This window comes from Kineothrix alysoides (assembly GCF_000732725.1).
Classification (GTDB): Bacteria; Bacillota; Clostridia; order Lachnospirales; family Lachnospiraceae; genus Kineothrix; species Kineothrix alysoides.
In genome coordinates this window covers 98,634-115,002 of record NZ_JPNB01000003.1, presented here as the reverse complement: position 1 = coordinate 115,002, position 16,369 = coordinate 98,634, and the positions used below count along the sequence as shown (strand labels likewise).

Sequence of the window (16,369 nt, the reverse complement as noted above, 5' to 3'; positions counted from 1 at the left end):
TTACATAAAGATGGATGCGCAGCTACGCGCGCGGAATAAAAGCTGTGCTGCTGAAGCCCTTGGCGATGAGAGTGTATGAAGCACACTTTTGTTTTGTCCAAGAACAAAAAAGTTAACCGTTTCCCCTTTTGCTGATTTATGGAAAAACGGGAAGGGGTCTGTATAAATAATATAAATTTGGCAGGTAATTAATAAAAAAGATAAAAAGTGCAATAATACAGTATTGTGCTATTTTTATATCGTAGAAAAAACCTTGTTGTTTTAACGTGTGAAAGTACTGTCTTCCTATGATATAAATACGAGTGAAAAACACTCGTGCCGCCCTCAGGGCAAACGATGCGCAGCTACGCGCTCCCAAGCAAAAGCTATGTTGCCGGAGTGCCTGGCTGCAATAGGATGCGAAGCACATTTTGGTTCTTGAAAAATAAGCAGGTTGTCTGTGAAGAGATGTCATTATGTTTGAAGGATTTCTTAAATAAGGAGGAACTTCAATTGCAGGATTTATTCAAAGGAATTATTTTTTATATAAATTCACCGTTTATGCTGGTCGTTTTATTGCTGGTGATTGCATTATTTGGTTTTGTTCTATTAATGTTATATTATCGGCTCAAATATTGGGGGAAGAAAGTACATTTCCCGGTAAATTCCCTAAAAGAGGAAGAGAAATCCGGTCCGAGTGAGTGGGAAAAGCAGATGCTTATTCTGGCAGAAAGCCATAGTCAGGTCAAGCTGACCAGATATAGCTTTGTTCTTAGCGACTATAATCAGGCTGCATATATAAAACTAAATATAATCAGAGATAACATCTCTGCCGTATCGGGTGATATGATTTCCCTGATTCCGGCAGCGCGCTGGCTCTTTGACAATTTCCAGATGTTGTACCGGGAGATTAAAAAAGTGCGCACCTCAGGAACGAGCTATGCCGTATTACCGGTTCTGAAGGGAAAGGAAAACTGTAACTTTCCCCGTGTTTATGTTGTAGCAAAAAAGATGGTAGCTCTTTCCGGCGGGCATTTAAGTGAAGAAAATATTAGCCTGATGCTTAAGGCTTATCAGCAAAAGGTGTTGCTGACGGATAAGGAAATATGGGTCTTACCGGAGATGCTCGGTTTTTGCATTCTTGAAGAAATCCTCGATATCTCGGATGAAATTCTTGATATTATCGATGTAAAATCAAAAGCGGAAGACTTTCTTTGGGATAAGCTCGCAAATAAGCAAGGACCGGTCAGTATATCTGCACTGCTTTGCAAAATAAAGGATAGTTTAAAGCTGAATTACTCGTTTCATGCCCATGTAATATACTTGCTGAAGAACATGTCTTTCGATGAGGCATCCATTCAAAGATATCTGGAATATCATTTTACTTCCATGGAAAGACAGGTGAAGGCCTCAGGAATCTTTCTGGAAGAAGGAAAGATTGAATCGTTTCTTGAGACAAATATCAGAACTTTAATCGTCAGCCTGCGAGACATCAATGAAATGGATGAAGAAAAGTTCTTTGAGGAACATTCCTGCCTGGAGCAAATTTTGTCACAGGATCCGGATGGTGTCTATGCAAAGATGGAAGCACAAGCCAAGGGCATGTACCGTGAGGTCATCGTTAAATTGGCGCTTCGTCACCGGCTGAGAGAAGAGGAGGTAGCGAAGAACTGTTTGGAACTGGCCGCAGAGGGAAGGGATGACCTGCATTGTTCTCATCATGTAGGGGCCTATCTTTTGGGAAACGGTTATCCGGTTTTGAAGGCAAAGGCATTAGGAAAGCCTGCTCCGGAAAGTATTAAGAAAAGGATGAATATAAAAGGCCTTCTTTATTTTCTTGCACTTTTTCTCATAATTCCGGGGCTGAGTGTCTTCCTGCTCTATACGTTCCGGACCCTTGGCGGGCTGCAGAATACCAGCCGCAATGCAATTATCCTTTTGGCGTCAATGCCGCTTCTGATGGGCATTTCCATAGAGATTACAAATTTTATATTTACAAGAAGTATCAAGGCTAAGAAGCTCCCTTATCTGGATTATCATGAGGAAATACCGGAGGAAGCGAGAACCTTTGTGGTCATGCCGGTTATCGTTTCATCTAAGGAACAAGGGCTTCAGTATATGGACCGTCTTCAAAAACATTATCTGGCAAACAGGCAGTCCAATCTTTATTTTGCATTGATGCTTGATTTCGAGGATTCCCCGGACCAGTCTACGCCAAAGGATGGGGTGATTGAAAGTGCTCTTGTCTCGCGTATGAATGAACTGAATGAGCTATATCCGTCAGAGCATCAGCGTTTTTCGCTGTTCCTGCGCCGCCGCAAATGGAATAAGGCGGAGAATTGTTATATGGGATGGGAGCGTAAGAGAGGGAAGCTGGAAGAATTCAACAGTCTTTTAAATGGGATGGAAAGAGAGAATACCTCTTTTTCCGCTATTTACTGCGATGAAAAGCTTCTTACTACCTTCCGGTATGTCATTACATTGGATGCAGATACAAACCTGATTCATGATAATGCTTCGAGACTGGTAGGGCTCATCGATCATCCTCTGAATAAACCAATTCTGGATTTGGCGGGGCAAAAGGTGAAAGAGGGCTATGTCATCATCCAGCCTTCCGTAAGAAATCATATTGTGGATAAGAACGGCAGCAGGTTTACGAAAATCTTCGGAGGAGAATCGGGCCTCGCTCATTATGGGAGTGTGATATCGGATATCTATCAGGATATTTGGGACGAAGGAATCTATATAGGAAAAGGCATCTATGATATTAAGGCTTTCCAGAAGGTGCTTCAAAATAAGGTGCCGGAAAACCGGATTCTCAGTCATGACCTTTTTGAGAGCTGCTATGCGCGGACAGCTTTTTCCAGCACGGCCAAGATTATGGATACTTTTCCCGGCAGCGTTTTATCCTTTACCCAAAGGGAACACCGGTGGCTGCGCGGGGACTGGCAGTTGCTGCCTTGGCTGTTCATGAAGAGGACGAAGGACGGGAAGAATTTGCAGGCATTGTCAAAGTGGAAAGTCTTTGACAACCTGAGAAGAAGTCTGGTTCCCTTAAGTAAGACGTTGCTTGTACTGTTGAATCTGGCATGGGTGCCAAACGCATATTATCTTTGGTTACCCCTTGTTTTCTTTAATGATATATTTGCTCTGGTACTTTTGTTGTTTTCAGTGCTTGTTCAGAAGCTGTTACGGCCGAAACTTGTGCTTGTTTATAAGAGCTTCTTTAAAGAAATTGCCACGATGCTTAAAAGGGCATTTTTGGAGTTTACCATTACCCCTTACCGCGCTTACGTAGCATCGGATGCTATCGTCAGAACATTGTATCGGATCTTTATAAGTAAAAAGAATCTGCTGCGCTGGAATACGGCGGAAGCAGTGGATGCTTCCATTGTCAATACTCGAAAAGGATACTTCCTTACTATGTGGAGCTCCTTTCTTCCGGCGTTCCTGCTTGCAATAATTTTATTTATGGGATATTTGAACCCGGCAGGAATCATTCTGGCAGCAATTGTAATTGCTGATTGGAGCCTTGCATTTGAAATCGCATACCGGATCAGTCAGCCGGAGAAGACTCTTCCTGCGAGGGACAAAGCGCAGGATGTCGAGCTGCTTTTAGAAACCGCACGCAGAACCTGGCAGTTTTTCAAGGAATTTTCTACAAAGGAAAATAACTGGCTTTGTCCGGATAATTACCAGACTTCGGTAGTTAGAAAAATAAGCGATAAAACATCCCCGACTAATATCGGACTTCAGTTTCTGGCAATTCTGTCCGCCAGAGATTTCGGGTTTGAAACTTTTAGCGCTACGGTTGAAGCCGTGGAAAAGCTAATGGAAACGGTTCAGAAAATGTTGAAATATAAGGGACATCTCTACAACTGGTATCATATCAAGACATTAGAGGTGCTGGCTCCTGCCTATATATCGACCGTAGACAGCGGTAACTTTCTAGGGCATCTGGTCGCTCTGAAAAATGGACTTTTGGAGCAGATTGACAAGCCTGTATTTCCGGATAATTTTATATATGAACTCAGGTCCCTGCTTAAGAACAGCAACGAAGAAATGCAGATGAGGACAGGCAATCCTGCCGGAAACGGGCTTAAGCCTGAGTATACAAAAATAGGTGAGTTAATAGAAGATATTGCGGAGATTCGCGAAAACTTAAGTATCAGAGAGCTTAGGCCATCTGCGCACTATCGCCAGACCAGGCAATTGATGAATCTCATTGACAGCATTATTAATGAAGCGTCTGATTTAGGACTGAAGGAAGAGAACTTTTCTTCTTATCCTACGCTTCGTCTTATCGCAGCGGAGGGCAATGAATTCGCAAACGGCATGATCAGGCGTATCAAAGTGATATGCGATAAAATAGACGGCTTTTTGGAAGAGGCAGATTTCCACTTCTTATTTAATGAAAAGAGAATGTTATTCCATATCGGATATCATGTATCCTCGAACATGCTGGATGATGGATGCTATGATCTGATGGCATCGGAATCGGCACTCACAAGCCTTCTTGCAATATCCCTGGGAAAAGTGCCGTTAAAGCATTGGTATAAATTGGGAAGGCCTCTGACTATCGTAGGAGGTATTCCATGCTTCGTATCCTGGAGCGGCACGATGTTCGAATATCTGATGCCTAATCTCGTATTCAAAGAATATGAAGGCTCTGTCTACGCGCAAACTTCCAGGGCAGCGGTACTCCAGCAGATGAAGTATGCGAAGGAGGCCCGGATACCATGGGGGATATCGGAATCCCAGTATTATCGTTTTGACCTAAACTCTAACTATCAGTACAAAGCCTTTGGTGTTCCAAAGATAAGGCTTCAGCCGGTCCGTAAGAATTCCATGGTGGCCACCCCATATGCGACAATGCTGGCTCTGGATATTGCACAAGAGGAATGCATGAGTAATTTAAGGAGGCTGAAAGAATTAGGTGCCTTCGGCGTTTACGGTTTCTATGAGTCCGTTGATTTCGATGTGCCGAATTCCATGGAGATGACGCCTTACTGTATTGTAAAATCCTATATGGCACATCATCAAGGGATGAATCTGGCTGCAATCAATAATTATCTGAATGAGGGTATCCTTAGAGAGCGGTTCCATGCGGAGATGATAATAAAGGCCTCGGAAGTATTACTGGAAGAGAAGCGTCAGTCCTATTTGATTTCCATTGCCAGACAGGGATATACAATAAAAATCGGGAAGTCTCTTTTTAAAGAAAGTATATACAGCAGCAGAACGATAGGAAGTGCAGGCGTGAATGCACCGGTTGTAAATTATTTGTCAAACGGTAAGTATTCACTGATGATAACATCGGATGGAGACGGCTTCAGTAAATATGAGGACCGGATGCTTTACCGTTTTCGACCGGATATTTATGAGAATACAGGTAATTATATTTATATTAAGGACATGAAGCAGGGGAAGCTTTGGAGCGCTGCCTATCACCCTACAAGAACGGAACCGGAGAGCTATCAGGTAGTTTTTTGTCCTCATCAGGTGGAATTTAAGCGCAAGGACGGAGATATTTCATCAGACATGATCGTCAGTCTGGATGCGGATCGTAATCTTGAGATACGTAAGATTACATTTACCAATCACGGGAATGAAGAAAAACAACTGGAAGTGACCAGCTATTTGGAAGTGGTGGATGATACTCATTTGGCGGAATTAAGCCATCCCGCATTTAACAAGCTCTTTCTGGAAAGTGAATATCTGGAAGAGCAGGAGATATTTCTTGCCAAAAGGCGGAGGAAGAAGAAAAATGATAGTTCTTACGTGATGCATATGATAAGAACGGGAACGGCACTGTGTAAGAAAATAGAATATGAAAATGACAGAAAACGATTTATTGGAAGAAACAATACGCTGGAGAATCCTGACTGCGTGGTGAACAGCGTCGCTTTTTTCAATAATTCAGGTTTTTGTAATGATCCGATTATGAGCCTGCGGGCGCAGCTTAGCATAGGAGCAGGGGAATCTGTCTGTATTTCTTTCATTACCGGAGTATGCGGCAGTAAGGAGGAAGCAATAAAAATAGCAGGGGAATTGAATGTAAGTTATAGGATCGATGATATTTTGGAAAAATTTAGGCTTCAAAAGAATCTGGAGTTAAAGTATCTGGAGATTACCAGAAACCAGCTGAATGCTTTTCAGGATCTGATCAGTCCGATTTTCTATCCCGCAAGTATTTACAGAGGGCCGAATGAAAATATAAGACGAAACTTTTTGAATCAGAGTTCCTTATGGAAATTCGGCATATCCGGCGATAATCCTATTCTGCTTCTAATGGTCCGGTCTATGGAAGCGGAAAGGATTGTGAAGGATGTATTAAAGGCTTACGAATATCTTAGAACCAACCACGTTATGGTAGACCTGGTTATCCTGATTGATTCCAAGCATGGTTATCTTCAGGAAGTGGATGAATTAATAAACGATATGACCAGCTCTCTTCGAATTTATGATTCGGGAAGCGAGAAGCCAAGCTTTTTCACCCTGCATACGTATGAGATGAAACCGGCGGAAATCGACTTGCTGTATACGGTAGCACAGGTTGTATTTCCGGAGAGAACCGGGATTTATTTTACCAATGGTAAAGAGAATCTGTATGAGTTGCTCGAAGAATATTAGGCGTTAAGGAGGAAGAGGCTTTGGACAAAGCATATGCACAGACGGCACAGGAAGAAGAAACGCAAAATCACGAGTTTTTTAATGGATTCGGGGGGTTTGCCAATGAAGGCAGAGAATATGAAATTCTGCTGGAGGGTAATAACAGACCGCCGGTTCCCTGGATTAATGTTATTTCGAATGAGAGCTTTGGATTCCAAATATCTGAGTCGGGGGCCGGCTTCACCTGGAGTATCAACAGCAGGGAAAATAAGATTACGCCCTGGTCCAACGATCCCGTAAGTGACAGAGCCTCTGAAGCAATCTATATTCTGGATGAAATGACCGGTGAGGTAATGACACCTATGTCCCTTGGAAGGTCCGACCGGGGTATATACCGGGTAAGGCATGGTTTCGGATACAGCAGATTCCTTCATGAGGAGGCGCTTATCGGTCAGGAACTGACGGTTTTTACCCCTTTGGATGAGTCGTTGAAGCTTTGGAATCTCAAGCTCACGAACCGTTCGGATAAAGTGAAATACCTGAGCTTGACCTATTATGTGGAATGGGTCATGGGGACGGTGAGGGAGCATACCAGCCCCTACATTCTGACCTCCTATGATAATGAGAATGAATGCTTATACGCAAAGAACATTTATGCCATGAACTTTCAAAACATTTATTCCTACCTGTTTTCCAGTGAAACAGTAGTCGGCTATACCGGAGACAGACAGGAGTTTCTGGGGCACGGGAGCAGCATCCGAGCTCCGCGGGGAGCGGAAGTAAAGTTATCCTGCAATACGGGTGTATGCTTTGACCCCTGTGGAGCGATTCAGATATCCGTTGTAATGCAGCCGCAGGAGTGCAAGGAGGTACTATTCGGACTGGGACAGAGTAAAAGTCTTAACGAGATATATAAAATGAAAGATAAGTATCGAGCGTGTGCTGCCGCTGAAAAAGAGTTTGACAGGGTGAAAGCCCACTGGGATGGATTATTAGGGACGGTTCAGGTAAAGACGAAGGATAGGGCGGTGGATATCCTTGTTAACGGCTGGCTGCTCTATCAGACGGTGTCTTGCCGTATTCAGGCAAGGGCAGGCTTTTATCAGTGCGGAGGAGCATATGGATACCGGGATCAGCTTCAGGATTCCCTTTCACTTCTCATTGCAGATCCGGGCATATTACGCAGGCAAATTCTGATTGCCTGCAGCCGGCAGTTTGAAGAAGGGGATGTGCAGCATTGGTGGCATCCTCCGATGGGAATCGGGGTAAGGACGAGAATAACCGATGATTTGCTGTGGTTGCCTTATTGCACGGTTGCCTATATCCGAGGTACCGGAGACTCGTCAATCCTAAAGGAGTCAGTATCTTATATTAAGGGCCCGGCACTTAGAGATGAACAACAGGAGATCATGTTTGTACCGGAGATTTCCGAGCGCATAGAAAGTGTCTATGAGCATTGCAAAAAAGCCATCGATAGAACTCGTTTCGGAGAACACGGACTTCCTCTTATGGGAGGAGGTGACTGGAATGACGGTATGAATGAGGTGGGGATGCAGGAAAAAGGAGAAAGCGTCTGGCTGGCCTGGTTTTTGTATACTGTGCTTAGCGATTTTATTCCTCTGTGCCATCAGGAAGGTGATGGGGCCTATGGCCGGGAATTGGAGAAGAAGCGGGAAGCCCTGCTTCAAAGCATTGAAGAGAATGCATGGGATGGGGAGTGGTACCTTCGGGCTTTTTATGACGATGGCTCAAAGCTCGGATCGAAGGAAAACGATGAGTGCAGGATAGATTCCATCAGCCAGTCGTGGAGCGTAATATCGAAGGGAGCGGGAAAGGAACGGACAGAGGCGGCAATGCAGTCGGCCTGGCGTTATCTGGTAAGGGAAGAGGATGCCCTTTCCTTACTTCTTGCCCCTCCCTTTAATAAGACGAACAAAAATCCGGGTTATATTAAAAATTATATCCCCGGCATACGTGAAAACGGAGGTCAGTATACTCATGCGGCGGTCTGGCTGGCAATTGCCACATCGATGCTGCATGATTACAGCATGGCGGAGACCTTGTTTACCATATTGAATCCGATTCACATTACGCAAAACAGGAAAGATGTGCTTAAGTATGAAAAGGAGCCGTATGTAATGACGGCGGATATATCCTTAAGTCCGCCTTATACGGGAAGAGGCGGCTGGAGCTGGTATACCGGTTCCGCAGGCTGGATGTACCAAGGATTATTAAATTGGTTTCTGGGTATTCGCAAAGAGGGAAATGAGCTGATCATTGATCCGGCAACGCCGGCAAGCTTCGGTGACTTTTCCATTGAATACAAATACGGGAGTTCTTCCTATGAGATTAGTGTTGAAAGCAGAAGCAAGGGAATACTGATAACGGAAGCAATTACCGTGGATGACAGATCAATTCAGGGGAATAGAGTCATGCTTCAGGATGACGGGAAAAGGCATCGGATTATTGTATAATATTTTAACAATATTATACTGCGCCGAGCAGAGCGAGTGTGCATAAACATACTTTGTCCGCTTGCGGACAAGGTATAGCTATAAGCACTGCGGGATGTATCTGAAAATTGCAACGCATGATTTCTGCAATGGGTCGCAAGCGGCACGGGAAGCGGGTCTTTTTATGGAGGTTTTTATGGGGAAAAAATTAGTTTTAAGGTACAAAGCTTTAAAGCAGTCAGATTTATAGGCAAAGAAGTAATTGTTCCAAATGGATTCTCCCCGCTATATTCCTGATTGTCTAATGGGAATTGGCCGGATACAAGGTAATACATCCCACTTGGAAAAAGGAGCTCAAATGCTTTCTAAATAATTTTTTTGGTAAATTTTTTCCCGTTTGTGTAATAAAAGATGCAGTTTGTGAAATGCTTAGTGTATAGGTTAGGATTATATGGTAGTTTGTTTACAGTACAAAAGATGTTATACAGCATTGGTTGTTGTAATGTGTCAGGCAAGTAATGGCATTGTTTTAATAATTAAAAAGTATATGGAGAATAGGTGTTGCGGGGAAATTGACCGGCAATGCCTATATTTTTTATTATAGGAAAAATTATAAGCTTATTGTATAATATTGATAAATAAAGGAAGGAGAAATCCTATGATTCGTATTGCTGTTGTAGATGATGATTCAATAAGTATTGAACAGTTAAAAGAATATTTAATGCAGTATCAGAGAGAGCGAAGTCAGGAGTTGTGTGTCGTAACCTTTTCGGATGGGGATGAGATTGTTGAGAATTACAAGGCGGAATACGATATCATTCTTCTTGATATAGAAATGAGATTCATGGACGGGATGACGGCAGCCTCCGTTATCCGTAAAAGTGATCCTGAGGTAATTATTATTTTTATAACAAATATGGCTCAATATGCCATTAACGGATATACGGTAAATGCTACGGATTATGTTTTAAAACCGGTGTCTTATTTTTCATTTTCTCAAAGTCTGGATAAGGCTATCGGGCGTATTAACAAAAAGGTAAAGAATTTTATTGCGGTAGGAGTAAAGGGGGGGACAGTTAAACTTTATGTTTCTGATATATGTTACATTGAAAGTCAGGGACACCGGTTAATTTTCCATACCCGCTCGGAGGAATATGTTACCTTTGCCACAATGAAAGAGGCGGAAGAGCGATTAAAGGACTCGGATTTCTTTCGTTGTAATAAGGGCTGTCTCTTGAACTTGGCTTATGTTGACAGCGTACAGAATGATTGTGTAATTATTAACGGTGAAAGCATAGCTATCAGCAGGGGAAGGAAAAAAGAATTTATGGAGGAATTGACGAATTATTTGGGAGGAGCGATGTAATGGATCATGTAACCCTTACGGAGATTCCGAGATTGTACACTGGAATAGCAGAGTGGGCGGCGTGCAGCATATATATTCTCATGCTGAAGAAGAGATATAGCGGCATTTTTATGGGAATTCTTATGGGCGCAACGCTGATTGTACAATGTTTAGTTCAGGAGCTGGCAGGTCATTTTTCTGAAAATTTTTGGCTTTTGGGCATGTTTCTTGCGATTGGTCTGATGCTTCTTTACTTTTATTTTTCTTGTGAGATAACCTGGATTAACGCAGGATACTATTGTATAAGAGCTTTTATTTTGGCGGAGTTTGCGGCTTCCTTGGAATGGCAGTTGTATTATTATGCAGTGGAAAGCACGGAAAACTTAAGTTTATGGTTAGGCGTGGCCGTTTTGGCAGCAACTTATACAATGGTATATGCAGGGATTTTCTTTTTGGAAAGAAAGCACATGTATCTTTCTCAGGAAAAAACAACTGTAAAGGAATTGATCTTCGTCATTGCGATTGGCGCAACAGTTTTTTTCGTGAGCAATTTGAGCTTTGTTTATGCTAATACACCTTTCAGCAGCCAGATTACGAGGGAGATTTTTAATATTCGTACCTTGGTTGATTTAAGCGGTCTCACTATTTTATACGCATATCACATTTTGAGAAGAGAGATGCAGGCAAAATACGACTTGGATGCTATGCGTAATATTTTGCAGAGTCAATACACTTTGTATCGTAAATCGGGAGAGAGTATTGATATTGTCAATCGTAAATATCACGATTTAAAGCATCAGATAGCGGTTCTGCGGGCAGAAGAGGATTCGGCAAAGCGGTTGGCTTTCCTGGATGAAATGGAAAGCGAAATCAAGATGTATGAGGCACAGAATAAAACAGGAAACTCTGTAGTGGATACGATTCTTACGGGAAAAAGCATTACCTGCCAGAAACATAATATTGAATTGACCTGCGTGGTAGATGGTAAGCTCTTGAACTTCATGCATGTGATGGATATTTGTACGTTATTTGGTAATTCGTTGGACAACGCTATTGAATGCGAGATTCAGATTGAGGAACAAGAGAAACGGCTCATTCATGTGGAGGTGGTTTCGAAAAAGGATTTTATCGTGCTCCGTTTTGAAAACTATTTTGAAGGAGACCTTGAAATCGAGGACAATCTTCCGGCCACTACGAAGTTGAACAAGGATTTTCACGGATATGGAATAAAGAGTATCAAATATACAGCAAAAAAATATGGCGGATGGGTAACGATAAACAAAAAAGGAAACTGGTTCGAGCTTAATGTTGTGATCCCATCGCCAAAAGAATAAAATCCCATCTTTGACAGTTGAGAAAGTTCAGAACCGTTGTAAAGCCTTGAAATATTTGGCTTGCAGCGGTTCTAAACTGTTTCATGGAGTATGGTAATTTATCGCTTGCCCTTATTTTTTTCTGAATGGTTTTCATTTGACTTTTAGTGATGGACTGATAATCAGTGCGAAAGCCGCAAATATCAGGGATATCTGTACAATTTTTGGAAATACTTTGGACAACGCCATCGAGTGTAAAAAAAGGTTCCCGATAAGGAAAAAAGGCTGATTCACATGGCTGTTTTCTCCCAAAAGGACTTTCTGATTGTGCGGTTTGAGAAAAAGAAATATGGCGGTGCGGTACGTATCAATATAGAGGATAAATGATTTAAATTAACAATATTGATACCTTTTAACAAAAGAAGAATAAGATTGATGAATCTGTACAAAAATGCATCTTCAAATTTGTTAAATATACATATCTAAAAACAGTTTATGAAAAAAAGAGGACAGTTTGTGTAAACCAAGTCAAAAAAAGAAAAATTGTGATATATTTTAATTGTCTAAGTGATTTAAATATAGGCGAGAAAAAAGGAGGGAAAAAATGATTGAGAAAAAGTTAAAAAAATTAATGGCTCTGATGTTATCCGGAGCTCTTGTACTTGGTCTTACAGCCTGCGGAAACAATGCGGGACAGACTGAAAGCGCAACCGAACCCCCAAAAACATCTGCGAGTTCAGAAGAAACGCAGACAGAGTCATCGGAAACGCCTGTTCTGTATGAGTCTGCATATGCAAGTAAGGCAGAAGCATTACAGGCGGGACTTGATTTAAATGTGAAGATTTCTGAAGAGGGTATGATCCTTTTCAAGAATGAAGGTGATGCACTTCCGCTTGCAAGCGGCGCAAAAGTCACGATGCTTGGTTACGCGGCAGTCAATCCGAATGCAGGTGCCAGCCATAACGTCGTTGATGCTTCCGGCGGAGCAGCTATTGCGCAGGCTACCGTGATCTCCGGCATGGAAGATGCAGGGTTTGCCCTGAACAAAACAGTCCTTGACCTCTATGCTCAGTGGGCATCAGAGGATATAGAAGGAGCGGAGGCAGATGACAAAGGGAATGTTCCCAAGAAGACTTCCGATATTCTGGTTGCAGATGATTTTGCAAAAGCTTCCGGGACTAATGAATGGAAAGCATCCCTGGGAGAGTACGGCGATGCGGCTATCGTTGTCATTTCCCGCGGTACCGGTGAGATTGCAAAGGACGGTAGAATTCATTCCCTGCAGCTTGATGATGAGCAGTATGATCTGATCGATTATGCAGCTGCAAATTTTGATAAAGTTATTGTACTGGTAAATAGCTGTACTCCGATTGAAATCGCACAAATTCAAAAAAATGATGCAGTTGATGCGATTCTGAATATCGGCGAGCCCGGCGACAACGGATTTGAGGCGCTGGGGAGAGTTATTGCCGGTGAAGTGAATCCTTCCGGCAGAACGGTTGATACTTGGGCGGTGGATTTCACGCAGAGTCCGTCTTACAAGATTTTCAACACCAGAACCAGTGAAACTGCAAAGGGTGAAGACGGCAACGGCACAATGACCGGTTATACCCAGTACAGTGTAAACGGCGAACCGGTAAATACATGGTCCGTAGGTTATGAAGAAGGCATTTATGTGGGTTACAGATATTATGAAACCAGAAGCTATGAAGAAAACAAAGCAGGCACGGAGGATGCATGGTGGAATACGAATGTAAACTATCCCTTCGGTTATGGTCTTTCCTATACTGACTTTACATGGGAAGTTACTCCTTCTGCAGCAGCAGATTCTGCGGTGACCAAAGCGGATACTCTGTCATTTGACGTCAAAGTAACCAATACCGGCGATGCCGCAGGTAAGGAAGTTGTCCAGTTATATTATACGGCTCCTTACGGCACAGAGGAAACAGGTAATGATACGGTAATCGAAAAATCATATGTTGTTCTCGGAGATTATGCAAAGACAGGTATCCTTGAACCGGGCGCAAGCGAGGTCGTACAGGTTTCTATTGATGTTTCCGATATGGCTTCATACGATGATGTGACAGATAAGACATACGTTTTGGATGCAGGTACTTACAATGTTAAGGTTGCAGGCAATGCTCACTATGGTATGAGCGCCAATGACGCCAGCTTTAATTACACTGTTGCGCAGAAGGAATTGTGCAATGAAGCGGTTACAGGTGCGGAAATCACCAATGCTCTGGACGATGTAACAGAAGGTTTTGCAAGCGAAGGATATACAGCTTTATCCCGCAGCAATTTTAAAGGAACAATGCCGGATGGATTTGAGGCTGTAAAAGAAATCTCTGAAGAGGAATATGCTACATGGGACTATGATGATGCGGCATACAACGCTCATTATGATGCGGCGGCAATCGGCACACCCGTTTATGAGACAGATGCTGCAAACCGTACAGCAGATAAATATTCCATCGTTTTGTCCGATCTGACCGGCGCAGACGCAGACGATGCAAGATATCAGGAATTGGTTGAACAACTGACGTTACAGGAATTAGCAGATTTGGTCAATGTAGGCGGATTCAATTCCGTCGGCGTACCGTATATCGGTAAACCATATTCACGTGATACGGATGGCCCTAAGGGATGGACAGGTAACTACACCGATACAAATGACAGGTTCAACTACTTTGGATCGGAACCTATGATTGCATCTACCTTTAATGAAGACCTTCTTTATCAGATGGGAGAAATAATCGGCGAGCAGGGCTTGTGGGGTAACAGCACGGTATCGGGCGGAATCGTATACAGCTATACCGGGTGGTATGCACCGGGTATGAACATTCATCGTTCCCCTTTTGACAGCCGAGTATCAGAGTATTATTCTGAAGATCCTTTCCTGACAGGAAGTCTGGCTGCTAACGTATCTCAGGGTGCAAAAACAAAGGGATGCTATATTACTCTGAAGCATTTTGCATTCCATAATGACGGCGGCGGTGCTATGACATATCGTTTTGGACCTATATCAACCGGTACGGCAATGGATGGTCTGTCCGCATGGATGACAGAGCAGACAGCCAGAGAAGTTTACCTGAAAGGGTATCAAAAAGCAGTAGAAGAAGGCGAAGCTACTTTCGCAATGGGATCCTTTACCAGAATCGGCAAGACGTGGTGTGCTGCAAGCTATGGTGTTATGAACCAGATTACTCGAGACGAGTGGGGATTCAATGGTGCTGTTGTGACGGATATCGTAATATACAATGCTTGTAATGCATATCAGTTGATTAAAGCAGGCGCTAATATGATGTTAGATGCCAAGGTTTATGGCATTGAAGGCGGCACATATCTGGATGTAGAAGAGATCCTTGCTATGGATAAAGATGAACAGAATATTACAATCCACTGTATGCAGGATGCTGCCAAGCAGATTTTGTACATGGTTGCAAACAGTAATGCGATACAGCTTCCCAAGGGCACGAAGGTAATTTATACAGATACCGTTGAAGTTGATGGTGAAGATGTTGCTATAACGCTGGCAGATGCCAAGGTTGGTGAAGCATATACTTCAGATGCGTTGAATACTGCTGTTTTAAATACCTACTATGCATATTCTGATATTGCTTATGCGGTAGAAGGATTGCCGGAGGGCATGACCTTTGATGCGGCAACCGGTATTATCGGCGGAACACCGTCTGCAGCAGGCGACTACACGATTAAGATTACGGCAGAAGCGACGGGTTATGAACCGGCTTCTATTGAGCTTCCGCTTATAGTTGCTGAATAATCATATGGAATAAATAATAAGAAAAATAAATCGGAACAGATGCAGATGCAGCGCGGTAGGCAGGTGCATCTGTTTCGCTAAATCAAAAGGAGCGATGTAATGAAAAAGAGAGTAATAACAGCTTTGCTTATGGCGGCAGCAATGGTATTGATGACTGCCTGCGGAGGCGGCGGTGGCGGTACAGAAGCCGGAAGCCAAACTACGGATGAAGTGAAGAAAGCGGACGGAACAGAATTTATTTTTGAAGCAGAATACACTGTATTGGAAGGATTGGAGGGGCTTGGAGTATCCGGTTCCCCGACAGGCATCGGTCTTGCAAAAGAAAATGCCAATGCAAGCAATGGCTTTTATGTAGGAGAGCTTGGCACAAAAAGTCCGATTACCTTTGTGATCACATCAGATGCGGATACGACAGCTACGTTGAAAGCAGTACTTGGCTCGAATACATTAGGAAACTGTACGTGGAATCCTACAAGCTTCGTAGTTACCGTAAATGGTGAAGCAGTTCAGTATGAGGAGTTTACAACGGATAACGGTATGGATGCAAGCGATCAAGAAAATTTCAAAACAAAGAATCTTGGAGAGATCCAGTTGAAAGCAGGCGAGAACGAAATTGTTTTTGTTGCCGGTGAGAATACCTACCGCAGCAATATGCCAAGTGCGCCTTCCATTGACTGTCTGAAGATTACGGCAGGCTCAGAGCTTTCCATGGAAGATGTTGTAGAAAACATTGAGTAAAAAAGCAAAGATTGCTTTGTGAAAATCCATTAAAGTCACCTTCGGTGATGGGATTTTCACTTACTGTTCTACGTATCTTTACGGTCAGCGCAGTAAATGCGCAGACCTGTTGAATAGTTACGAGTAATACCATAAAAATTGTGTT

General features: G+C 43.0%; 7 protein-coding genes. All 7 read left to right on the top strand.

The window, feature by feature from the left end; all coding sequences use genetic code 11:
* Positions 1-492 precede the first annotated feature (492 nt).
* The 7 genes from CC90_RS0120320 (at position 493) to CC90_RS0120290 (ending at position 16,224) form a co-directional block, all read left to right on the top strand.
* A complete protein-coding gene (locus tag CC90_RS0120320) occupies positions 493-6,612 on the top strand; it encodes a glucoamylase family protein (RefSeq protein ID WP_165919327.1) in 6,120 nt (2,039 codons plus the stop codon).
* Between the two features lie 20 nt (positions 6,613-6,632).
* A complete protein-coding gene (locus CC90_RS0120315) occupies positions 6,633-9,065 on the top strand; it encodes a GH36-type glycosyl hydrolase domain-containing protein (RefSeq protein ID WP_051869898.1) in 2,433 nt (810 codons plus the stop codon).
* Positions 9,066-9,702: 637 nt separating this feature from the next.
* Positions 9,703-10,410, top strand: a complete 708-nt coding sequence (locus CC90_RS0120310; RefSeq protein WP_031392549.1) for a LytR/AlgR family response regulator transcription factor — start codon at positions 9,703-9,705, stop codon at positions 10,408-10,410.
* The gene (locus CC90_RS0120305; RefSeq protein ID WP_031392548.1) at positions 10,410-11,723 is read left to right on the top strand and encodes an ATP-binding protein; all 1,314 of its coding nucleotides are present in this window, start codon (positions 10,410-10,412) and stop codon (positions 11,721-11,723) included. The genes CC90_RS0120310 and CC90_RS0120305 overlap by 1 nt, the downstream gene beginning before the upstream one ends.
* A gap of 136 nt (positions 11,724-11,859) precedes the next feature.
* Positions 11,860-11,991, top strand: a complete 132-nt coding sequence (locus tag CC90_RS25200; RefSeq protein WP_334291795.1) for a GHKL domain-containing protein — start codon at positions 11,860-11,862, stop codon at positions 11,989-11,991.
* A 315-nt stretch (positions 11,992-12,306) separates the two neighbouring features.
* Entirely contained in the window at positions 12,307-15,486 is a 3,180-nt protein-coding gene (locus CC90_RS0120295) for a glycoside hydrolase family 3 C-terminal domain-containing protein (RefSeq protein WP_031392547.1), read from the top strand.
* 99 nt (positions 15,487-15,585) lie between these two features.
* Positions 15,586-16,224 (top strand): carbohydrate-binding protein, encoded by a 639-nt coding sequence (locus CC90_RS0120290; RefSeq protein WP_031392546.1) that lies wholly within the window; start codon positions 15,586-15,588, stop codon positions 16,222-16,224.
* Positions 16,225-16,369 lie beyond the last annotated feature (145 nt).

Coding starts and splice junctions, on each gene's coding strand:
- CC90_RS0120295 (WP_031392547.1), top strand. CDS start 12,307: ATGATTGAGAAAAAGTTAAAAAAATTAATGGCTCTGATGTTATCCGGA.
- CC90_RS0120290 (WP_031392546.1), top strand. CDS start 15,586: ATGAAAAAGAGAGTAATAACAGCTTTGCTTATGGCGGCAGCAATGGTA.
- CC90_RS0120310 (WP_031392549.1), top strand. CDS start 9,703: ATGATTCGTATTGCTGTTGTAGATGATGATTCAATAAGTATTGAACAG.
- CC90_RS0120305 (WP_031392548.1), top strand. CDS start 10,410: ATGGATCATGTAACCCTTACGGAGATTCCGAGATTGTACACTGGAATA.